The following is a 19,108-nucleotide window of genomic DNA, read 5'->3' on the forward strand; positions in this document are numbered from 1 at the left end:
GGCCCAACGCATGGGCCAGGCAGCCACCGTGAGAGAGCCGCAAGGAATGAAGTTTAACTTTGAAACCAACGTCTTTCCGTTGTTTCACCCGCAGTCCGTGGATGATCTGAAGGATCCTTGTCCGGTGTTCGACGGCACGCTTTGGCACGTCTTCGGTTCCAGCGGCACTGTCACGACCGAGAGCTGGAAAATACTACATGCCACGGCTCCGGACCTTTATGGGCCGTGGACTGAGCATGAGGCGCTCGACTTGGCGGTAACCGGATCGGGCATAGCGGCGCCCGGCGTCATCCATGAGTGCGGCGTTTTCCACATGTTCATCCAGACCGAATTCATGAAGTCCGGCGGACGTTGCGAGCATGCGGTGTCCAATGATGGCTTTCATTGGGTGGTGCTGAATCCGGCGATATTGTCCCTGCCGGACACCGATGAGGACGGGATCTACGATCCCCATCCGGCGATCATCGGCGGCAAGCGCTACATCGTCTATTCAGGCATGCCTAAATTCACCAGGGTGCCGCAGCCTGACGTCTATCTGGCGCGCAGCCAATCCGATTCCTGGTTCGGGCCGTGGAAACGTCTCGGTAAGATATTGGACCATCTCGACGTTCCCCATCACAACGCGCGCGAGCATCCGGACTACGAATGGGGGATCGAGGGCGCCCAACTGGTCGAATTGCCTGACGGTCGCGTGCTTCTCAACGCCACCTGCTTCCTTCCCGACGGTCCGCGCGGAAGTCGTCAGCGCGTATTCTTCGCCATCGCCGACGAGGTCCAGGGTCCCTACGTGTCGGTCGGCCCCGTGCTTGATCCTGGTGAGCCTGGGGAGAACGGCCATTCGACAGTGATGATCGACGGCGGGAAACTGACCTTGTTTTACCAGAGCAGACGTGAGGCAACGAACCATCGCTGGCGTTTCGGACTGGCTAGGTGCGACCTGGATCAGCAAGTCCTTTCACGAGTCGCCTAACAGGGACGACCAGCCCACTTCAGATAATCATCTTTGTAATCGGGTTGCTGCCGCGTCCTCAATCAATCCCGATCGGTGAGGCCAGGCGGCGTCACGATTGGCGGGAGACATCGTTCTCGCAGAGAATTCTTTTAGGTGGAAGGGCTGGTCTCGCCGCCGGCGACTTTGGCGAGCAGCATCCCCAAGGTCAGGCGCGCTCGTTCATGGCTGCGCCGACAAAAATATTCTCAAGAATCTCGATAGATAGAGACGCCAAGTATCAGAGCATCACGCGATCCCTCGATAGCGAAATGGCTGGCGGAGCGGGAAGTGAATTGAACCAGGGGTTGACCCACGAAGTCAGAGTGACGTGCAGCGAGACGTCTCAAAGGAACCTTTCCGGCGTTGCGAGCTTGTTGAGCATGCGTTTCACAACCCCGTGAACGACAACAAAAAAACGCTGGAACCAAAAGGAAATCCGCCATGGCGAAAGAAAAGACATTGGATGATCTCTTCCTCGATACGCTCAAAGATATCTATTACGCGGAAAAGAAGATCCTGAAGGCGCTTCCCAAGATGGCGCGCGCCGCCTCATCGGCCGATCTGAAGGCAGCCTTCGAGAAGCACAAGGACGAAACCGACGGTCATGTCGAGCGCCTGCAGCAGGTTTTCGAGCTCCTTGGCAAGCGGGCACAGGGCAAGACGTGTCCCGCGATCGACGGCATCATCGAGGAGGGCGAGGAGATTATGGAGGAGTTCAAGGGAACTCCCGCACTGGACGCCGGTCTGATCTCCGCTGCCCAGGCTGTCGAGCACTACGAGATCACCCGCTATGGCACGCTGAAGCGCTGGGCCGAGGTTTTGGGCATGAGCGACGCCGCCAAGCTGATCGAACAGACGCTCGGCGAAGAGTCTATGACAGACGAGGCGCTCACCGGATTGGCGGACGCCTCGGCCAACGAAATGGCCAAGGCCGCCTGATCACACACCAGCCACCCCAACTGTGTTGGGGTGGCTGTTTTACTTCCAGCATCCGTTCTTTCGATAGGAGACAATCATGGGTCGAGGCATTCTACTCTGGCTGCTCGGAGTTCCTATTCCGATCATCATCCTTCTCGCGCTGTTCATGCGGTAGGAGGAATTCATGGCATCAACCATCCTGGGGACGGACGTCGCCGCGCCGGTCGAGTCCTCGTCATCCGCAGTCAACTGGGGACCGATCATCGCCGGCGCCTTCGCTGCCTCGAGCCTGACGTTCATCCTGATGCTTCTCGGGTCCGGCCTCGGGCTCACGATGGTGTCTCCATGGTCCAACGAGAGCGCCAGCGTGACGACCTTTGCCGTGTCCACCGCGATCTGGCTGGTCATCGTTCAATGGCTGTCATCGGGTCTGGGCGGCTATCTGACCGGGCGCCTTCGCACCAAATGGGTCGGCATTCACAGCGATGAGACCTTCTTCCGGGATACCGCACACGGCTTTATGGCTTGGGCACTCGCCACGCTGCTGGTTGTGTTCGTGCTCGGCTCGACCCTGTCCGCGGCAATCGGCACCGGCGCTCAGGCGGCCTCGACAGTGGCCTCGGGAGTAGCAATGGGTGCCTCGGCAGGCGCGACCGCAAACGCCGGGAGCGACGGAGGCAGCGATGCGACGTCGTATTTCGTCGATGCGCTGTTCCGCCCGACCGATCCTTCCAGGCTGGCGGCGCCGGGCGCGGAGAGCGATGCGACAGCAGCCGCACAAGCTTCCCGCATCCTCATTACGAGTGCGGCGGCCGGCGAAGTCTCGGCCGACGACAAGACTTATCTAGGCCAACTCGTGGCCGCTCGCACTGGCCTGTCGCAAGCGGATGCTACTGCCCGGGTTGATGCGGTGCTTGCTCAGGTCGAGGCGGCCAAAGTCCAAGCACAGGAAGCAGCCGACACAGCTAGAAAAGCCGGCGCCACCTTCGCGCTGGTTGGCGCGCTTTCTCTCATCATCGGTGCGTTCATCGCCAGCGCAGCGGCTGCGTTAGGCGGCAAGCAGCGTGACGACGAAGAAGACGCGCTCTATCTCACAGCTAGTCGAGGCTGAAGACCTCTACTCCCGGCCGACCCAGAGGGTCGGCCGGGACTCCATCTCCCGCCGCTCTCCCTTGCTATTGTGCAGTGCAGCAACGATATTGCTGCACGCGCGTTGCACAGATTGCCGTCCATTCCGGGCGTCAGAACAGGGACGGCTCCATTGCGAAAAATCTCCGAGACCATCGCCCGCCTCGCCGCGCTGGCGCGACATGCCACGCATACCGCGGAACTCGGTGCGTCAGACCATCTCCAGACGCTGGCCGACTTCGGTACCAATCCTGGCGGGTTGGGAGCGAAGTTCTACATTCCCAATGACCTATCCAAGGCCACCCCGCTCGTAGTCGTGCTGCATGGCTGCACACAGAACGCGGCCGGCTATAACCATCATTCCGGCTGGTCCCCACTCGCCGACGAGGCTGGCTTCGCGCTGCTCTTTCCCGAACAGCAACGCGGCAACAATCCGAACCTCTGTTTCAACTGGTTCCAGCCTGGCGACACCAAGCGTGGTTCGGGCGAGGCGCTTTCGATTCGCCAGATGATCGAGACGATGGTCGTCACCCACGGTCTCGACCGAAGGCGAATCTTCGTCACCGGCCTCTCGGCCGGAGGCGCAATGGCAGCGGCCATGCTGGCGACCTATCCGGAAGTGTTTGCCGGCGGTGCGTTAATTGCCGGCCTGCCCTACGGCAGCGCAACGACAATCCCGGAGGCCTTCGATCGCATGCGCGGCCACGGCGGTCCTTCGGAACAGGATCTGCAACGGGCCCTCCGCGGCGCAACGGATCATCGGGGACCGTGGCCGAGGATTTCGATTTGGCACGGTGCCGCTGACCACACGGTTTCGCCTTCCAACGCGGAAGCGATCGCAGGCCAATGGCGGGGAGTCCACCGGCTTGAGAAAGCGCCGACGCATCGGGAAGCTGCCGGACCGCACGAAAAGCAGGTCTGGCGTAACGCCGCGGGAGAAGCCTTGATCGAAATCAACATGATCGCCGGGATGGGCCACGGCACGCCGCTCGGCAACGGCCTCGGCGCTCCGGGGCCTTATATGATTGATGTCGGCATCGCCTCCACACGCGAGATCGCGCAGTTTTGGGGGATCGCGGCAACGGAGGAAAGCGACTCCCGGAAATCGAGGCCGCAAGTGCCCTTCAACCAACCGCCACTACCCCAGTCACCGGCGCCAGGTATAGAAAATGCGAAGACGAAGCCCCCACAGTCGACTGCCATCCATCAGTTCCCGCGTCACCCGGAATCGGGCCAACCCGGCGTGAAGAAGATCATCGAGGATGCCCTGCGGGCAGCGGGCCTGATGCGCTAGGCGGGCGGCGCAAATCGCTCGCCGACTGTCTCGCCGGCCCGCGAAGGTCGAGCGGCTCCGACCAGGCAAGGGAACGCGTCGTTCTTTGGAATCTGTCCGCTTTTCAGCGAGCAGCTTCCCCGCGCGGAGACGGCGATCGGTGATCCAGTGTTGGTAGTAACCGACTTGGCTGATAGCGCCATGAAGGCCGCGGGTGCACAAGGCATCGCCAGTGGCGACATCAACGAAGAGATCGGAAGCGTTTACGAAGTGATTATCCATGCCTTGCAAACGTAGCGGACGAGCGGATTGAGGGCACGCACAGGGACAGCGCGGTTACCTTCTGGAAATCTGACAAACACCCGAGCGAAGTATTCACCGCGGCTCCCGCACCATGCTGAGATAGGTTGGATCGAATTCGGCAATTTCCTGCAGTCGGTGCCAGTTCAAAATGGTCACAGTGTAGTTCGCCCAGCTTATCACCCCAACTTTACGCAACGCGCCGATCACCCGGTTCATATGAACAACAGACAGGCCAAGCACGTCGGCCAGCTCGGCCTGTGACAGTGGCAGGTGGAAACTCATGCCGCTGGTGCGCTTCACGACCTGCAGGCGCACGAAAAGCTCGCAGACAAGGTGAGCAAGATGCGCTGTCTTCGACCGCCGCCCCATGGCCACGATCCACTCGCGGTGGATCGCGCCGTCTACAAGAGTATCAAGCCACAATAGCCGGGTCAGATGTGGAGCTTCCTCTGTGATGACCCGCAGCCGGCTATGCTCTGCGATAATCACTCGACAGGGCGACAACGCCACTATGCCGTGGTCCATCGTTTTCAGAAGGAATGCGTGAAGGTCGACAAAATCGCCCGGCACCTGCAATGAGGTGAATTGCCGCCCGCCGTCTTCGAGCACTTTATAGCGGGCGGCCAGGCCCTCAAGAATCAACGTGCTGTTGGTTGGCCTGGATCCCTCCGAAACCAGGTCCTGTCCGGTCGAAAAATCCTTCTCGAACGACATGGCGCCGGCCAACAAAGCCTTTTCCGCATCGGAGAGGGCATCGTGCTGGCCGAGGTTGAGATATAGGGACTCAAGCATCCTAGCCTCCAGCAATCGCGCCTGAACGCCGATCGCCGAGAGGTTATTTGGAAGCGCACTGCACGGCTTCGGACTCTAGGCCTTCGGAAGATGGCGGACACTAACAATTGTTACAATGCACCCCATCATACTGAAATGCCATCGCCGCGGAACAATGGCGATCAACCCGAATTAGAACACGATGATAGCGTCGGGTTTTCCGAAGATGCAGCGCTTCTATTTTGACGTCTACGACTCGGATGGTCCAGAGACGGACACCGAGGGGCAATTGTTAGAGACGCCCGAACGAGCAAGAAGAGAGGCGCTTCGGATATTGCACGACATCGCACACGACGAGATGCCGGATGTCAATCTTGTGACGATCACAGTCAAAATCCGAACCGACGGTGATCGGCAAATTTTCGAGGTGTCACTCACCCTGACATCAGATTGGAGTCGTTAGACATACTAACGGTAGTCGGGAGCACGCGCAGCTAAACTCGCGCCTGCCGCGCCGCCTTCTCAAACGCAATGAAGGCGATATCCGGCGTACAGGTTCCTTCCCTTGCTGCGACGAGAAGGCGAGCCTCCCTGTAGACGTCTGCCTCTTTGTTCGGCCATTGCCCAGCCAATGCTAGCTCAGCCTCGGTGATCAAGCGTCCATCCACAAAGCGGATCAAGAGCGGTAGAAACTTACCCATCGTGCGCGAACCCCGTTTTGCGAGATCGGCATATGGAGCGAGACAATGGCTGACCATAACAATGCTCGGGAAACCGGCGCTACCAAGTATCCAGCGAAGAGGGTGCTGATCCCTCTGACCGATTTTCTCAGGATGCCGCTGGAAACAGAGGCCGCGCAACGGAATTGGGTTGACGAGGCGCCGAGGCCAAGTGAACGACAAGACGCACCAGTCCGATGGCCAAAACATGACGATTCCCCCTGATGCTCCTAAGCCTCGCGAGTAGCGCGGGTCGCATCCATGCTTTGCAATATTGTTGTGCGCTTCTACTTTGGCGCGAATGGCGGTGTCCGGTGAAACGCGCGGCCGTTTTAGGCCGCGCTAAGAAATCAGCGCGAAGCTTTGTAGAGCTTGGCTGCAATTTCCATCATTTCTTCGGGTGCATAGTCTGGAGTGAAGGCAGAAGGCACGCCGCTTAATTGGTGTATCTTACCTCCATCAGGCATACCTTCGATGACTTCAAGCTCGCCGGGCGGGTCACCGGGAAGCGCCGTTTCGCCCTGTCCCCATATTCCGGCAATGTCCTTGTAGTCCTCCGGACTGAATGTATAGAGCCGTCGGTGCGAACCCTCATCAAGGTATTTCTGGCACTCCGGAATGTTTCCGAGATAGATGTTTGGAGTCGGCAGCATCTTCTCGATTTCAATGCCTGTCAGGTTCTTGATTGCCAGCGCATAGGCGTGCGCGTGAACCGAACCCCGCACGAGGAGATAGCCGCAAACCTCACGGCCGGTCGGATCAGTTAGGGACTCGTAGACCCGCAGCTTGTGCAGTCTGGCCCCGCATTCCAGGTGGAAATTATGGAGCAGATCAACGATGACATTTCCCGTCGTCGTGACAAAATCCATGTTCCAGGACGAACCGTTACTGTTCATCGGCATGGCCCCGCCGGCATTGGAGAAGAATGCCCCAGCCAGGCGAATGTCCTTCATTGCCTCATAAGGTGCGCCTGAGATGTCCCCGCCGTCCTTCTCATCCGCGCCTTCGAGGTCAGGGCCGTTGTTCAGCATGGCAACGCCGTTACTGACGAGCTCGACGTGACCAAGCTCCTCTGCGGTTATTGCTGCCACCAGGCCGTAAAAGGGCTTGAGCTTCGACTTGCTACGAAAATTGAAGCTTTGGAAAAGGTAGTTTCCCAGGGTCGACATTTCACCGTATTTGCCCCCGAGCAATTCTTGCAGGGCGGCACCCGCGTTGGGATCCACCTGGGTAGGAGCGGGTAGTTCAATCTGTAACTTGTCCACGCGCAAAAACATTTGGAGCTTCCTTTGATTAGAGTTCAGTGAAGCCCAACTTCCCCGCATAAGAGTTGTTCCGCAGCCGTCGCGGCGAAAGGTCGATTACAAATTGACGAATTCTGACTAGCAGTTCTGCAAAGATTCGACGCTAAATTCGGCATCGGCCAGGCCGGCTAGGATCGTGAAGAAGGGGCCGCACCAAGCTTCTTCGCAAATACGTGTGACGCCGGGATACCTACATCAAATGCAAATGACCGACGGGCATTCAAGGCCCACGGTGGATGAGTCGCTGGCACATCGAACGGGCGCCGGTGCTTGAGAGTGAACATCGTACTCCCGCCCTTAAAAGGAGTTTCGCGATGGACAAACGCGAGGAATGCGCCGCCGTTTCTGCTCATGACTATTCGGTCATCAAGGGTGCCTTCAAGGCTATGGTGGCTGAAGGGCTGCCTGAACACGTGTGGGCCGAAGTTGCCGAGAGAATGGTTGGCGATTTGACCAGGTCGATCGACATTGATCCCGAGCTAGTCATGAGGATAATTCGCAGATGACTCAACGGCGCGTCGACAAGGAGAAGTTTGAGCGGGCCGACCGCGAGGCGAAGCTCGCGCTCGAGACAGAGCGGCGTCATCGTGAAGCGAAAACCGCGCGTCTTCGTGAGCAGCGGCTCGCTGCCGAGGCGAATGCCAACCCAGAGCGAAGCTACTCGCCGAAGCTCTCATCGTAGCCAAATTTGAACACTTACCCTTGCCGTTCGTCGACAATCTGAACCAATGACTTTGCGAGTGTCGGACACAAGCGCGCGACCAGTAATTATTTCTTAGCGCGTCGAGCGCAGTTGGACTATTCCCAACGGACCGAAAGGCTCAGCCCACGTTGTCCGTGCTGTTCGGATCGATCTTCGTCAGTCGCTCTCTGGCATCGATCACGCGCCTTTGCGCGGCCCTTATCCGGCCGCACAACGCGAGATTAAGGGCGACGCCACCGTCCTCGTCCAGCAACTCATTCGCGCGCTTCAGAGAGTTCTCGGCTCGTTTTACACCCTGTCTGGCCTTGGCCACTTCGAGGCGATAAATTTCAAACATCTTTTCCGCGTCCTTTGCGGTTGCGGTCCCTTCGATAGTAGTTAACCGGCGTCGATCCCGTTTGTTCCGGCCGCGCCGGTGGCTATTTCCCGCTTATCAAAGAGTGGGGGATTGCCGCGCGAGAACGTTGCGCACGTTCGACACCTGCCTTTGGCCATTGCGCGCTGTGCGAACGCCGCGGTCGATGAACGGAACGCGCTGGACCATCAGTCCGGCAATGAAGGCGACATCACGAGAGAGGCGATCGAGCTTGGCCACGACCACCGGGCATTTTGTCTGGCGGGCAAGGGCGAGGGCAGCGGCGGGTACCAAGCGTCAGGCTTTCACCACTAGGAGATTCTCTCTCCTAACTTCGTCGACTGCTTAGAGGGCGCCGTTCAGGGGATTTTAGCCGTAGTGCCAGGGGGGCTTTGGCTCGGTGCCGGTGAACATGATGCCGATGCGGTCCTCGCGGCGCCAGCGGACCACTGCCTTGTAGGCGATGCCGTCGGTCGGCACATAGAGCAGGAATTCGTCGGGCACGCGAGCATCGATCGAGACCTTCAGTTCGGCGCCGCCGTCATGCATGTTGCGCACCGTGCACGTGACCTCGGACCTGGTCATGCCGGTCAGGATCGTCGCGCCCTTGAAGACGCGCTGCCTTCGTTTGTCCCGGTGTTCGTCTTCAGCCATCGCGCGCCAATCCCCGGCGATCGTCGCATTTCATGTGGTGCGATTGGCAAGATAACTAGGCCTGCCGGATAAACATAGCGTTATCGTCGGCGGCGAAACGATTTCGCGGTGCCCTGGCCGGACAAAGAACAGTTCAGAAGAAGGCTGAGCCAGACGGAAACGGCGCCGCGAGGGGCGGCGCCGTCTGGAATGCATCAGTCGATCACCTATAGGGCGACCAGCATTGCCGGCGCGGGCCGTTATAGGGTTGGAACGTGTTGTCCCAGGTGCGATACGACCGGTATCGATTGTAGCACCAGCGGACATGGGGGCTCGAATAGTAACCGTTGTTGTAGTAGCCCCGGTTGTAGTAGCCCTGGTTGTAGTAGCCCTGGTTGTAGTAGCCCTGGTACAGGCTGCCAAGGCCGAACCCAAGGCCCAAACCGAGAAGCGCGGCGGCGCCGTCGTCGTCGTCGTCGTCGTAGTAACGGCCGTAATAGCCGCCACCGTAGTAACGGCCGTAATTGCCGCCACCGTAGTACCGGCCACGATTCTGGCGCCAGTGCCGCCCACCGTTCCAATTGCGACGGTTCCAGTTGCCCCGGTTCCAGTTGCCACCGTTCCAATTGCGACGGTTCCAGTTCCGGGCTCCTGAGAAATTACGGCCACGCATCCAGACGTTATTATTGCCGCCAGCCCAGCCATCGCGCACCGGCACGATTTCGCGTGCCGCGGCGGCAGTTGGGAGCGGGACGTCAGGCTGAATGGGCCCGGCCATGGAAGGCGCCGAGAGGCCGGAAACAAGACCCAAGGCCAACATGCCCGATCGAATGGTAGTCAAAAAGAGCGGTTTCATTTCACTCTCCGAAGATTCAGGCCCCACGCTCAGGATAACCCTAATCATGGACCTTTGCGTCTGAACGGAAGATGAACGGAAAGGTTCCATCAACCATGAATGGGCATCGCCCAGCCCCCTTGTTTTCGGCTGCGCTTGCAGGCAAAGGTCACGGCATGTCGCTGCGCCTCGCCACCTTCAATGTCGAAAACCTGATGAACAGGTTCGATTTTTCCGGATACCGCAACCAGCTCAACGAAGATCGCACGCTGGCGCTCTTCGACATCCAGAGCGAGGCCGAGTACAAGATGCTGGAGCAGGCGCGGGCGATCGCGCTATCCGACGATACGCGCCAGCTGACGGCACTGGCCATCGCTGCCAGCCGCGCCGACATCATCTGCATGCAGGAGGTCGACAATATCGAGGCGCTGAAGGCTTTCGAATACGGCTATCTGTTCAAGATGGTCGGGCATGGCTACCGCCAGAAATACACCACCGCCGGCAATGATTCGCGCGGCATCGACGTCGCCGTGATGATGCGTAATGAGACCGCGCAGGGCCAGCCGATCGAATTCGTGCGCATGACAAGCCACGCCTATGTCACGTTCGAGCAGTTCGGCCTGTACACGCCGGAACTGGCAGCGTTGGGGCATCAGGCCAACCAGCGCATCTTCCGGCGCGACTGCCTGGAAATCGACCTGACTGTCGGCGGCGTGCCGCTGACGCTCTATCTGGTGCATTTCAAGTCGATGGGCTCGCCCCGCAACGGTCTCGATGGGCGCCAGGCGACAATGTCGCTGCGCATCGCCGAGGCGCAAGCGGTGCGCCGGATCATCGAGGAGCGTTTCGGCAGGGATCACGCCGCCGACAAATACTGGGCGATCTGCGGCGACATGAACGACTATCGGCAGCGCGTGAAGATCTCCGGCGACGCCTTTGACGGCTACCGCTTTGAGGTGATCGACGAGAGCCAGTCCTGCCTCAACGTGCTCACCGCCGGCGGCTTTTGCGAGAATGCGGTCGAGCGGCGCCCGGAAATGGACCGTTGGACCTTGTACCATACGCGCGGGCCGCAAGAGCGGCATCTGTGCCAGCTCGACTACATCCTGTTGTCGAAGGCACTGGCAGCCAAGAATGCGACCGCCGTTCCCGACATCATCCGCAACGGCCAGCCCTGGCGCACGATCTTTCCGGCGGGCCAGGAGGTGGACCGCTTTCCGCGTGCCGGCTGGGACCGGCCGAAGGCGTCGGATCATTGTCCGGTGGCGATCACCCTGGAAATAGCCTGAGGATCGTTTTCGTTGAGCTTCGACCTGCCGCGCAACATCATCCTGCCGGTCGACGCCGTCGACGTCAGGCTCGACCCCGGCCCGCATCCGTTCGAGCGCGACAATGCGCAAGCGATCGCCGAGAATTGGCGACGCGAGACCGCAGCCAACCCGGCGTTGTTCGACGGCACCGTGGTGCTGCTTTCGGCGCTCCGCTATCGCGACAGCAGCCTCGTCGGCCGCTGCCATGCGGTGCGCTACTCGACCTTCATGCTTTGGCGCGGCAATCGGCAGGTGGCCGGGGCCGAGCACGCCTATGCCCATGCCATGCTGGTCGCCGGCGACAATGCGCTGGTGGCGATCCGCATGGCGTCGCACACGGTCAATGCCGGTCGCGTCTATTTCGCCGCCGGCTCGTTCGAGCCAACCGATTTCCGCGACGGCCTTGTCGATGTCGACTTCAACATGATCCGCGAGGTGCGGGAAGAAACCGGCCTCGACCTTGCCGGCGCGGCACGCGGCAGGCGCTACTATGCCCTGTCGACGGCAACGGGCACGGTAATCTTTCGCCGCTATCGCGAGACTGCATCCGCCGACGAGGTGGCGCAGCGCATCAGTGCCTTTGTCGCCGCCGAGGCAGAGCCGGAAATCGACGGGCCTGTCATCATCCGCAATGCCGATGACCTGCCGGACGGGCTGATGCCGCACATGAAGCCACTGATCGAGTGGCATTTTGCCGGCAAGGGATAGTTTGCCGGCAAGAGATAGTTTGCCGACAAGGGTTAACGACGCATTTTGTTCTCGATGGTTTTGCGATCGTTGCGGGCAGCGACGAAAAACAGCACGACGCCGACACCCAGCGCTGCACCCATCGCCGTTCCCATCGTCTGGCCGACTACCTGCTGGAAATCGGCGGTGACATGATCGGGGTTGGCCATGCCCTCGCTGGCCAGGATGCGGACAAGGCGAGAATTATGGGTCGGAAGGCGACGCACGCTCCGCGCGCTATTCATGCCTCAGAGCGTCGATCGGATCGAGCCGTGCGCCGCGCAGCGCCGGGAAAAAACCGAACACCATGCCGATCAGCGCCGAGAAGCCGACGGCGAGCAGGATCACCGCCAGGCTTGGCGCAAACGGGATCGCCAGCGTCAGCGAGGCGAGGCCGGCCAGCGCCAGGCCGATCAGGATGCCGATGATGCCGCCGAGCAGCGACAGCACGGTCGCCTCGACGAGGAACTGAATGAGGATGTGCTTTTCATGCGCGCCGATGGCCAGCCTTATGCCGATCTCGCGGGTGCGCTCGGTGACCGACACCAGCATGATGTTCATGATGCCGATGCCGCCGACCAACAGGCTGACGCCGGCGACCGCACCCAGCATGCCGGTCATCGTCGTGGTGGCGCTCGCCATGGCGTCGGCGATCTGGGTCATGTCGCGTATCGAGAAATCGTCTTCGCGGTCCGGCGGGATGCGGCGTGCATCGCGCAAAATGTCCTCGACGCGCGGCAGCAGCTCGGTGGTCGGCGTCCGGTCGTCGGCGGCGACGTAGATCGAGTCGATGTCGCGGTTGCCGGCGATGCGGCGCTGGTAGGCGGCGAGCGGCATCAGCACGACATTGTCCTGGTCCTGGCCGAAGCCAGTATAGCCCTTCGGCTCGAGCAGGCCGACGATCTTGCACGAGGTGCGGTTGACGCGAATGATCTCGCCTTCGGGGTCGCCGGCGCCGAAGAACTGCTGGCGCACGGTTTCGCCGATCAGGCAGACGCCAGTGCCCGAGCGGATTTCCGAATCGCTGAACGGGCGGCCCGAGACCAGCTTCCAGTCGCGCGCATCGAGATAGGCGCTGTCGGTGCCGGTGACACCCGACGTCAGGCTTTCGGTGCCGAAGATGACGCGGACCTGCTTTTGCGAAGCGGGCGAGATGGCGCGGGCGCCGCTCAAATGTGCGACAAGCGCGGCAAGTTCCTTGCTGCCGAGCGGATTTGTGGCCTGGTCGAGTCCTCCCGGTCCGCCGGGCCCAGCCGGGCGGCCGGGGCGGACAACGAGCAAATTGCTGCCGAGCTTGGAAATGTCGGCCTTTACCTTTTCGGTGGTGCCTGAGCCGATGGTGAGCATGGCGATGACGGCGGCAACGCCGATGACGATGCCGAGCAGCGTCAGAAACGAGCGCAGCACGTTGCGGCGGACCGAAAGCAGCGAGAGGCGGACGGTTTCCCAGATCATGGTCTAGAGCCTGATCCATCCCGATAGAACCGGGATGGGGCTCTATCTCTGTGTTTAGCCATGATCTCTTCCGAAAACCGGATTCCACTTTTCGCTGACGCGGTCCTTCGGTTCGGGATCATGGCTGGGCCACCTCGAGATTCACAGCGTCGGAGGCGACGTGGCCGTCGAGGAAGCGGATCGTGCGCTCGGCATAAGCAGCGACATCGGCCTCGTGTGTCACCATGGCGATGGTCAGGCCAAGCTCGGTGTTCAGCCGCGTCAGGAGCTCCATGATCTCGTGCGTGCGTGCGGTGTCGAGATTGCCGGTCGGTTCGTCGGCGACGAGCAGGGTCGGCCTGGTGACGATGGCGCGCGCGATCGCCACGCGCTGCTGCTGGCCGCCGGAGAGCTCGGCCGGCGTGTGGTGCTCGCGGCCGACGAGGCCGACCTCGGCCAGCGCTTTCATCGCAAGGTCATGTCGCTCGCGGGCGGCGGCGCCGCGATAGATCAGCGGCAGTTCGACATTTTCCACCGCGGTGGTGCGCGGCAGGAGATTGTAGCCCTGGAAGACGAAGCCGACATAGAGATTGCGCAGCATGGCGCGGCGGTTGCGGTCGAGGCGGCCAGCATCGATGCCCATGAAGCTGTAGGTTCCGGCCGTCGGTGTGTCGAGGCAGCCGATGATGTTCATCGCCGTCGACTTGCCCGAGCCGGACGGACCCATGATGGCGACGAATTCACCGCTGCGGATGGCAAGATCGACGCCAGCCAGCGCATGGACCGTGGCCTCGCCCTGGCCATAGCTTTTCCAGACCTTGTCGAAGGTGATGAGCAGCGAGCCCGACATGATTTCAGCTCTGCTGCTGCGCTGCGGTGATGACTTGCGCACCTTCTGCGAGACCGGAGGTGATCTCGGTCAGCTCGCCATCGGTGGAGCCGACCTTGACGTTGACCGGCCGAGGCCGGCCATTCTCCAGCACGTAGAGCGTGCGCGAGCCGTCGGTAGGCTGCGCCGTCGCCTGGCGCTGGCGGTTGCCACGTGGACGGCCCATACGGCCGGTGAACAGGTCGCTCAGGCTCCACGCTCGGGCAGCAGATGCCGCCGGCCGGTAACGGAAAGCTGTCGACGGCACGGTGAGCACGCCCTTGGCCTCTCTGGTGACGACCGAAACGGTGGCAGTCATGCCGGGCCGCAACAGAAGCTCGTTGTTGTCGACCTCGAACCGCGCGTCGTAGGTGACGACGCCGTCGGTCGTGACCGAGGCATAGGAGATGTCGCGGATCTCGGCATCGAATGGCCGCTCGGGAAAGGCGTCCACGGTGAAGCGGGCATGCTGGCCGGGCTTGACCGCGCCGATGTCGGCCTCGTCGACCGCTGCCTTCAACTCCATGTTCCTGAGGTCGGCGGCGATGACGAACAGCACCGGCGCTTGCAGCGAGGAGGCAACCGTCTGGCCGGGATCGACCGAGCGCGTCAGAACGATGCCGTCGATGGGCGCATAGATGGTGCTTTTGGCGAAGTCCGTCTGCTGCGCCTTGAGATCGGCATTGGCGATGGCCAGATTGGCTTTGGCGCTGTCGAGCGCTGCCTTTGAGCGGTCGCGCGTCGCTGTCGCCGCTTCAAGCGACTGGTCAGTCGCCATGCCGCGCTTGGTGAGCGCCGCCGCGCGCGCAACCGCCCTTTCGTTTTCGGTGAGGGTTACGGTGGCGGTCTCGACATTGGCAGCCGCCGCCTTGGCGGAAGCCTCGGCGCGCTCGATCTGCACCTCCAGCTTGGCCGTATCGAGCGCCGCCAGCACATCGCCCTTCTTCACCTGCTGGTTCTCGTTGACCGCGACCGAGCGGACGACGCCGGACAGTTCGCTCGAAATGTCGACCTGGGTGAGGGGCTGCAGTGTGCCGGTCGCCGATACTTCGACCGTGAGATCGGCGACAGCGGCCGGCACAGTGGTATAGTCGATCTTGGCGGGAGACGCGGCATACCATTGGTACCCCGCCAGGCTTGCGGCGACGACGACCAGCACAAGCAGGCCATAAAGCCAGCCGCGACGCCGTTTCTTCTTCAGACCCAGGCGGTCGAGCCCGAGTGCCGTCTCTATGTCGGAAGTGGATTCCGTCTTTGGCAGATTGACAATCTGGTCCACGCCGGACCCCTATAATACCAGTGATGTCCCAACCGGTGCACTGATCAGGCCGAATGGTTCAAATATCAAATTAAATTTCGCCCATGTTTGGGCCCTGTTGGGATTGAGGCAGAAGGTTTTCTACAATGCTGACCCGGAATTACTTACTTTACGACGTGTTCACCACCGAGCGGCTGGCCGGCAATCCGCTTGCCGTCGTGCTGGACAGCAAAGGGCTGGACACGGCGGCGATGCAGGCCATCGCGGGCGAGTTCAACCTGTCGGAAACCGTTTTCGTGCTGCCGCCTGACAATCCCAAGCACCGCGCCCGCATCCGCATCTTCACGCCCGATTATGAGATGCCGTTCGCCGGCCATCCGACGGTGGGCGCTGCGATTGCGCTTTCCGAGATGGCTGGCGATGGCGACACCGCCGGCATCTTTGTCCTGGAAGAAAACATCGGCCCGGTGCGCTGCGCCGTCAGCAAGCACGATGGCGCCAGCTTTGCCGAGTTCGACCTGGCCAAACTGCCGGAGCAGCTGGAATTGTCCGCTGACCCGGAGGCGATCGGGGCGGCACTTGGCCTGGGGCCGCACGAAATCGGCTTCGAAAACCATCGCGTCTCGTTCTGGTCGGCCGGCGTGCCCTACGTGACCATTCCGGTCGCCGATCTGGAGGCGGCGGCCCGGATAAAGCTGGACAACCAGGCGTGGTCGGAACTGGCGCCTCGCAAGAGCGATTGGGCTCTCGCCAGCCCGTATGTCTATTGCCGCGAGACGGTGAACCACGACAGCGCCTTTCATGTCCGCATGATCGTGCTGGGCAATCCATCCTATGAAGACCCGGCGACCGGTTCGGCAGCCGCCGCCTTCGCCGGCGCGATCATGCATTTCGACGGCCCGAGAGAGGGTGTTTCCCAGCGTTGGATCGAACAAGGGCTGGAGATGGGGCGGCCTTCGCGCATCCGCCTCGAACTGAATGTCGAAGGCGGCAAACTGGCCGCCGCCCGCATCGGCGGCCATGCCGTCAAGGTGGCGGAAGGCCGGATGTTCGTCTGATCGCGATCGGCTCGAGCCGATTTGTCGGGAAATGAATCCGGCAGGGCTGGACATGGCGAATGGCGGCGGCTATATGCCCGCCGACGCTGGTTTTACCGGCGAGTGGGTGCGTAGCTCAGTTGGTAGAGCAGCTGACTCTTAATCAGCGGGTCACAGGTTCGATCCCTGTCGCACCCACCATTTATTCCGTTGATATTGCCCGCTTTTTCGCTGCTTGGAAAGAGTGTCGCGAACATCGCGGTTTCCAATCCTGACGCTTGGTTTCCAATTCGCGTTCGCTTCCAGTTGCAGCGCGGGCTGCTTTACCTCAGCCCAGCGGGACTGCAAAAGCTTCATCCCGTCCACGGCCAGATGTTCACGCGGACCTCGCGCCAACGTACCGTTCTTCCATCCCGGTCGGCTTCTCGGCAATGCCGAGGCATCTATCGATATCCGGACGACACCAGAGTCCGGCGGAGGATCGCGACCAGTAAGAGAAGGCGACTGTTCAAAATCTGTCCGAAAGCGTACAAGACTAAATCGTCATGCATGCAATGGGCGCTGATGCTTAGGAGAGACCACCGCACTCCTGCCCCAAATGCGAGGCATTCGTGTGATGGCAGAAGGACCCAACCCGGCCGGCCTGACCGACGACCATGTACGCGCGCTTGCGCAAGAGTCAGGTGCTACTGAGCAGCAAATACGTGACATCGCATCGCTGATCGGGTTCGATCGTGGCTCGATCCTTAGGGAAGCGCGTCTGTTGAGCCATGATCTAAGGCCGAAGCTCTAGGACTTGGTCACTAGCCTGATCTGGACACTGAGACAGCCGTATCGATCTCGCGAATAGGCTGAATGGATTCTGCCCTGGCACGCGGGGCGTTTTCCTCAGCCTTTGGGCGGCTTGGACACGTCTTCTTCCGACATCGGCTTTTCTGGTCCGGCGTTCTCGCCAATACCGGACTTGGCGGCAAAACTGTAGAGAAGGCCTGCCACGACAAGCACCAAAAGCGTGCCGAGCGCCGCCACTTGCCACAGACCGAGCCCGCAGGCCACGCCAATTGCCCCAGACAGCCACATGCCTGCACCGGTCGTCAGCCCGTGGATCTCGCCTTTCGAAAACAAAATCGATCCGGCAGCAAGGAACGCGACGCCAGCGGTAACCGCTTCGACAACACGAATCGGATCGACCCTTACGGAATCCTGCTGAAACATCGGCGCGTGAATGATTTCAATCGTCAGAATACCGAAGGTAGCCGCTGCCACGCAGACCAGGATATGGGTGCGAAGCCCGGCAGGCCGATTTCGCCATTCGCGTTCGAACCCGATCGCCGCACCGAAGATCGACGCCAGCAGAAGCCTCGCCGCAATAACGGGAAACGGGACGTATGTCGGATGGCCGAATTCCTGGAAAAGCTGTTGCATGCGTAACCCGGGCTGACCGGCCACAACGTGCTCGGGCCGGCCAGGTTCCCCAATGCTGCCGTGATCCATCGAGGAATCAGTCAAAACTTGATTCAGGTTGAGGAGATTACTTCTCCGAAACACCAGCCTCGGCAAAGCTTGCCATGCTGGTATGGCATTCGAGCGCGGAGCGGACGATGTTGACGGCGAGGCAGGCGCCGGAGCCTTCGCCGAGCCGCATGCCGAGGTCGAGCAGCGGCGGCAGGCCGAGCGCTTCGAGCAGCCGGCGATGGCCGGATTCGGCCGAGACATGGGCGGCAAGCGTGTGGGCGAGGCCGGCGGGGTGCAATCTTGCCAGCGGTGCGGCGGCGGCGGTGCAGACGAAGCCGTCGAGAAGCACCGGCACGCCTAAATGGCGCGCCGCCAGCGTCGCGCCAAAGATGGCGGCGAGTTCGCGCCCGCCAAGTGCTGCTGCGATCCCCAGCGGGTCGGCAAGGGCCTCGGCGTGGCGCTTGAGGCCGGCCTCGATGGCGGTGATCTTGCGCACCAGGCCGGCATCGTCGACACCGGTGCCGCGCCCGGTCCATTTTTCCGCGCCGCCACCGAACAAAGCGGCCGAGATGGCTGCCGCCGGCGTGGTGTTGCCGATACCCATTTCGCCGAAACAGACGAGGTCGAGGTCTTTCGTCACCGCGCCGTAGCCGGCCGAGACGGCGGCGAGGAAGGCTTCGCCGTCCATTGCCGGCACTTGCGTGAAATCGCCGGTCGGATAATCGAGGTCGAGCGGAATGACGTCGAGTTCCGCACCGGCGATGCGGGCAAGCTGGTTGATGGCGGCACCGCCGCCAGCGAAATTCGCCACCATCTGCACGGTGACCTCCGACGGGAAGGCCGACACGCCCTGTGCGGTGACGCCGTGGTTGCCGGCAAAGACCAGGACTTTTACGTGATCGAGCTGCGGCATGTCGCGGCCCTGCCAGCGGGCCAGCCAGGCGGCTATGGCTTCCAATCGGCCAAGGCTGCCTTGCGGCTTGGTCAGCGTGTCCTGGCGGCGGGCGACAGCATCTGCCGCGGCGTCGCTGCCGGCAGGCAGATCGAGGCAGGCCGCGCGCAATTCATCGAGCGATTTGAAAGGCAT

The 19,108-nt window shown here is 61.3% G+C and carries 24 protein-coding genes, 1 tRNA gene and 1 pseudogene; 13 read left to right on the forward strand and 13 right to left on the reverse strand.

The annotated features are described in order from the left end of the window. The first annotated feature begins 10 nt into the window (after positions 1–10). The 5 genes from BQ8794_RS31650 to BQ8794_RS31670 all read left to right on the forward strand — a co-directional run bounded on the left by BQ8794_RS31650 (position 11) and on the right by BQ8794_RS31670 (position 4,607). On the forward strand, positions 11–970 hold the full coding sequence (locus tag BQ8794_RS31650; protein ID WP_244555174.1) for a glycoside hydrolase family protein: 960 nt from the start codon (positions 11–13) through the stop codon (positions 968–970). A gap of 462 nt (positions 971–1,432) precedes the next feature. Continuing rightward, entirely contained in the window at positions 1,433–1,930 is a 498-nt protein-coding gene (locus BQ8794_RS31655; protein ID WP_027153941.1) for a YciE/YciF ferroxidase family protein, read from the forward strand. Positions 1,931–2,093: 163 nt separating this feature from the next. After that, positions 2,094–3,020 (forward strand): hypothetical protein, encoded by a 927-nt coding sequence (locus BQ8794_RS31660; protein WP_077383385.1) that lies wholly within the window; start codon positions 2,094–2,096, stop codon positions 3,018–3,020. A gap of 150 nt (positions 3,021–3,170) precedes the next feature. Next, positions 3,171–4,331: an extracellular catalytic domain type 1 short-chain-length polyhydroxyalkanoate depolymerase gene (locus BQ8794_RS31665; protein WP_077383386.1), complete on the forward strand. Its 1,161-nt coding sequence runs from the start codon at positions 3,171–3,173 to the stop codon at positions 4,329–4,331. Between the two features lie 150 nt (positions 4,332–4,481). Continuing rightward, entirely contained in the window at positions 4,482–4,607 is a 126-nt protein-coding gene (locus tag BQ8794_RS31670) for a DUF768 domain-containing protein (protein WP_167378910.1), read from the forward strand. Positions 4,608–4,685: 78 nt separating this feature from the next. On the opposite strand, the gene BQ8794_RS31675 is transcribed toward BQ8794_RS31670, so the two are convergent. Then, the gene (locus BQ8794_RS31675) at positions 4,686–5,405 is read right to left on the reverse strand and encodes a Crp/Fnr family transcriptional regulator (protein WP_077383388.1); all 720 of its coding nucleotides are present in this window, start codon (positions 5,403–5,405) and stop codon (positions 4,686–4,688) included. A 205-nt stretch (positions 5,406–5,610) separates the two neighbouring features. On the opposite strand from BQ8794_RS31675, the gene BQ8794_RS37525 reads away from it, so the two are divergent. Further along, on the forward strand, positions 5,611–5,847 hold the full coding sequence (locus BQ8794_RS37525) for a DUF6894 family protein (RefSeq protein ID WP_077383563.1): 237 nt from the start codon (positions 5,611–5,613) through the stop codon (positions 5,845–5,847). A gap of 31 nt (positions 5,848–5,878) precedes the next feature. Here the strand turns inward: BQ8794_RS37525 and BQ8794_RS36150 are convergent, their stop codons facing one another. Next, positions 5,879–6,313 (reverse strand): DUF982 domain-containing protein, encoded by a 435-nt coding sequence (locus tag BQ8794_RS36150; protein ID WP_210189882.1) that lies wholly within the window; start codon positions 6,311–6,313, stop codon positions 5,879–5,881. A gap of 140 nt (positions 6,314–6,453) precedes the next feature. Continuing rightward, a complete protein-coding gene (locus BQ8794_RS31690) occupies positions 6,454–7,380 on the reverse strand; it encodes a manganese catalase family protein (protein ID WP_077383390.1) in 927 nt (308 codons plus the stop codon). Between the two features lie 341 nt (positions 7,381–7,721). Between BQ8794_RS31690 and BQ8794_RS31695 the strand changes: the two genes are divergently transcribed. Both BQ8794_RS31695 and BQ8794_RS31700 read left to right on the forward strand, forming a co-directional pair. Further along, complete coding sequence (locus BQ8794_RS31695; protein WP_077383391.1) at positions 7,722–7,913, forward strand: hypothetical protein; 192 nt, start codon at positions 7,722–7,724, stop codon at positions 7,911–7,913. Further along, positions 7,910–8,089, forward strand: coding sequence for a hypothetical protein (locus BQ8794_RS31700; RefSeq protein WP_077383392.1), 180 nt, complete (start codon positions 7,910–7,912; stop codon positions 8,087–8,089). Before BQ8794_RS31695 ends, BQ8794_RS31700 begins: the two co-directional genes overlap by 4 nt. 139 nt (positions 8,090–8,228) lie before the next feature. Here the strand turns inward: BQ8794_RS31700 and BQ8794_RS31705 are convergent, their stop codons facing one another. From BQ8794_RS31705 to BQ8794_RS31720, 4 genes and pseudogenes are all read right to left on the reverse strand, one after another. Further along, entirely contained in the window at positions 8,229–8,447 is a 219-nt protein-coding gene (locus BQ8794_RS31705; RefSeq protein WP_077383393.1) for a hypothetical protein, read from the reverse strand. 183 nt (positions 8,448–8,630) lie between these two features. Then, positions 8,631–8,750, reverse strand: a pseudogene (locus BQ8794_RS36945) (recombinase family protein); the annotation flags it as partial. A gap of 84 nt (positions 8,751–8,834) precedes the next feature. Continuing rightward, positions 8,835–9,119, reverse strand: coding sequence for a PilZ domain-containing protein (locus BQ8794_RS31715; RefSeq protein WP_077383394.1), 285 nt, complete (start codon positions 9,117–9,119; stop codon positions 8,835–8,837). A 202-nt stretch (positions 9,120–9,321) separates the two neighbouring features. After that, a complete protein-coding gene (locus BQ8794_RS31720; protein ID WP_077383395.1) occupies positions 9,322–9,954 on the reverse strand; it encodes a BA14K family protein in 633 nt (210 codons plus the stop codon). A gap of 155 nt (positions 9,955–10,109) precedes the next feature. Between BQ8794_RS31720 and BQ8794_RS31725 the strand changes: the two genes are divergently transcribed. Both BQ8794_RS31725 and BQ8794_RS31730 read left to right on the forward strand, forming a co-directional pair. Next, a complete protein-coding gene (locus BQ8794_RS31725; RefSeq protein ID WP_077383396.1) occupies positions 10,110–11,222 on the forward strand; it encodes an endonuclease/exonuclease/phosphatase family protein in 1,113 nt (370 codons plus the stop codon). A 12-nt stretch (positions 11,223–11,234) separates the two neighbouring features. Next, on the forward strand, positions 11,235–11,951 hold the full coding sequence (locus BQ8794_RS31730; RefSeq protein ID WP_077383397.1) for a hypothetical protein: 717 nt from the start codon (positions 11,235–11,237) through the stop codon (positions 11,949–11,951). Between the two features lie 32 nt (positions 11,952–11,983). Here the strand turns inward: BQ8794_RS31730 and BQ8794_RS31735 are convergent, their stop codons facing one another. The 4 genes from BQ8794_RS31735 to BQ8794_RS31750 all read right to left on the reverse strand — a co-directional run bounded on the left by BQ8794_RS31735 (position 11,984) and on the right by BQ8794_RS31750 (position 15,550). Further along, the gene (locus BQ8794_RS31735; protein WP_167378886.1) at positions 11,984–12,139 is read right to left on the reverse strand and encodes a hypothetical protein; all 156 of its coding nucleotides are present in this window, start codon (positions 12,137–12,139) and stop codon (positions 11,984–11,986) included. Positions 12,140–12,206: 67 nt separating this feature from the next. Then, positions 12,207–13,424 carry an ABC transporter permease gene (locus BQ8794_RS31740; RefSeq protein ID WP_077383399.1) on the reverse strand — a complete coding sequence of 406 codons (1,218 nt, stop codon included), beginning with the start codon at positions 13,422–13,424 and terminating at the stop codon, positions 12,207–12,209. Between the two features lie 118 nt (positions 13,425–13,542). After that, complete coding sequence (locus tag BQ8794_RS31745; protein ID WP_174654568.1) at positions 13,543–14,253, reverse strand: ABC transporter ATP-binding protein; 711 nt, start codon at positions 14,251–14,253, stop codon at positions 13,543–13,545. Positions 14,254–14,257: 4 nt separating this feature from the next. Next, on the reverse strand, positions 14,258–15,550 hold the full coding sequence (locus BQ8794_RS31750; RefSeq protein ID WP_077383400.1) for an efflux RND transporter periplasmic adaptor subunit: 1,293 nt from the start codon (positions 15,548–15,550) through the stop codon (positions 14,258–14,260). A 125-nt stretch (positions 15,551–15,675) separates the two neighbouring features. Between BQ8794_RS31750 and BQ8794_RS31755 the strand changes: the two genes are divergently transcribed. The 3 genes from BQ8794_RS31755 (at position 15,676) to BQ8794_RS35895 (ending at position 17,359) form a co-directional block, all read left to right on the forward strand. Further along, positions 15,676–16,587: a PhzF family phenazine biosynthesis protein gene (locus BQ8794_RS31755; protein ID WP_077383401.1), complete on the forward strand. Its 912-nt coding sequence runs from the start codon at positions 15,676–15,678 to the stop codon at positions 16,585–16,587. Positions 16,588–16,691: 104 nt separating this feature from the next. Next, a tRNA-Lys gene (locus BQ8794_RS31760) sits at positions 16,692–16,767 on the forward strand. A 415-nt stretch (positions 16,768–17,182) separates the two neighbouring features. Continuing rightward, positions 17,183–17,359 (forward strand): hypothetical protein, encoded by a 177-nt coding sequence (locus tag BQ8794_RS35895; protein WP_167378912.1) that lies wholly within the window; start codon positions 17,183–17,185, stop codon positions 17,357–17,359. A gap of 95 nt (positions 17,360–17,454) precedes the next feature. On the opposite strand, the gene BQ8794_RS31765 is transcribed toward BQ8794_RS35895, so the two are convergent. Both BQ8794_RS31765 and cobT read right to left on the reverse strand, forming a co-directional pair. Further along, entirely contained in the window at positions 17,455–17,991 is a 537-nt protein-coding gene (locus tag BQ8794_RS31765; protein ID WP_077383402.1) for an MgtC/SapB family protein, read from the reverse strand. 106 nt (positions 17,992–18,097) lie between these two features. Then, positions 18,098–19,108 (reverse strand): nicotinate-nucleotide--dimethylbenzimidazole phosphoribosyltransferase, encoded by a 1,011-nt coding sequence (gene cobT, locus BQ8794_RS31770; protein WP_077383403.1) that lies wholly within the window; start codon positions 19,106–19,108, stop codon positions 18,098–18,100.

Source organism: Mesorhizobium prunaredense (genome assembly GCF_900156895.1).
Lineage (GTDB): Bacteria > Pseudomonadota > Alphaproteobacteria > Rhizobiales > Rhizobiaceae > Mesorhizobium > Mesorhizobium prunaredense.

Coding starts and splice junctions, on each gene's coding strand:
- BQ8794_RS31765 (WP_077383402.1), bottom strand. CDS start 17,991: ATGCAACAGCTTTTCCAGGAATTCGGCCATCCGACATACGTCCCGTTT.
- BQ8794_RS31755 (WP_077383401.1), top strand. CDS start 15,676: ATGCTGACCCGGAATTACTTACTTTACGACGTGTTCACCACCGAGCGG.
- BQ8794_RS31720 (WP_077383395.1), bottom strand. CDS start 9,954: ATGAAACCGCTCTTTTTGACTACCATTCGATCGGGCATGTTGGCCTTG.
- BQ8794_RS36150 (WP_210189882.1), bottom strand. CDS start 6,313: ATGTTTTGGCCATCGGACTGGTGCGTCTTGTCGTTCACTTGGCCTCGG.
- BQ8794_RS31740 (WP_077383399.1), bottom strand. CDS start 13,424: ATGATCTGGGAAACCGTCCGCCTCTCGCTGCTTTCGGTCCGCCGCAAC.
- BQ8794_RS31650 (WP_244555174.1), top strand. CDS start 11: ATGGGCCAGGCAGCCACCGTGAGAGAGCCGCAAGGAATGAAGTTTAAC.
- BQ8794_RS31715 (WP_077383394.1), bottom strand. CDS start 9,119: ATGGCTGAAGACGAACACCGGGACAAACGAAGGCAGCGCGTCTTCAAG.
- BQ8794_RS31705 (WP_077383393.1), bottom strand. CDS start 8,447: ATGTTTGAAATTTATCGCCTCGAAGTGGCCAAGGCCAGACAGGGTGTA.
- BQ8794_RS31660 (WP_077383385.1), top strand. CDS start 2,094: ATGGCATCAACCATCCTGGGGACGGACGTCGCCGCGCCGGTCGAGTCC.
- BQ8794_RS31735 (WP_167378886.1), bottom strand. CDS start 12,139: ATGGCCAACCCCGATCATGTCACCGCCGATTTCCAGCAGGTAGTCGGC.
- BQ8794_RS35895 (WP_167378912.1), top strand. CDS start 17,183: ATGGCAGAAGGACCCAACCCGGCCGGCCTGACCGACGACCATGTACGC.
- BQ8794_RS31675 (WP_077383388.1), bottom strand. CDS start 5,405: ATGCTTGAGTCCCTATATCTCAACCTCGGCCAGCACGATGCCCTCTCC.
- BQ8794_RS31745 (WP_174654568.1), bottom strand. CDS start 14,253: ATGTCGGGCTCGCTGCTCATCACCTTCGACAAGGTCTGGAAAAGCTAT.
- BQ8794_RS37525 (WP_077383563.1), top strand. CDS start 5,611: ATGCAGCGCTTCTATTTTGACGTCTACGACTCGGATGGTCCAGAGACG.
- BQ8794_RS31725 (WP_077383396.1), top strand. CDS start 10,110: ATGTCGCTGCGCCTCGCCACCTTCAATGTCGAAAACCTGATGAACAGG.
- BQ8794_RS31690 (WP_077383390.1), bottom strand. CDS start 7,380: ATGTTTTTGCGCGTGGACAAGTTACAGATTGAACTACCCGCTCCTACC.
- BQ8794_RS31700 (WP_077383392.1), top strand. CDS start 7,910: ATGACTCAACGGCGCGTCGACAAGGAGAAGTTTGAGCGGGCCGACCGC.
- BQ8794_RS31655 (WP_027153941.1), top strand. CDS start 1,433: ATGGCGAAAGAAAAGACATTGGATGATCTCTTCCTCGATACGCTCAAA.
- BQ8794_RS31695 (WP_077383391.1), top strand. CDS start 7,722: ATGGACAAACGCGAGGAATGCGCCGCCGTTTCTGCTCATGACTATTCG.
- cobT (WP_077383403.1), bottom strand. CDS start 19,108: ATGCCTTTCAAATCGCTCGATGAATTGCGCGCGGCCTGCCTCGATCTG.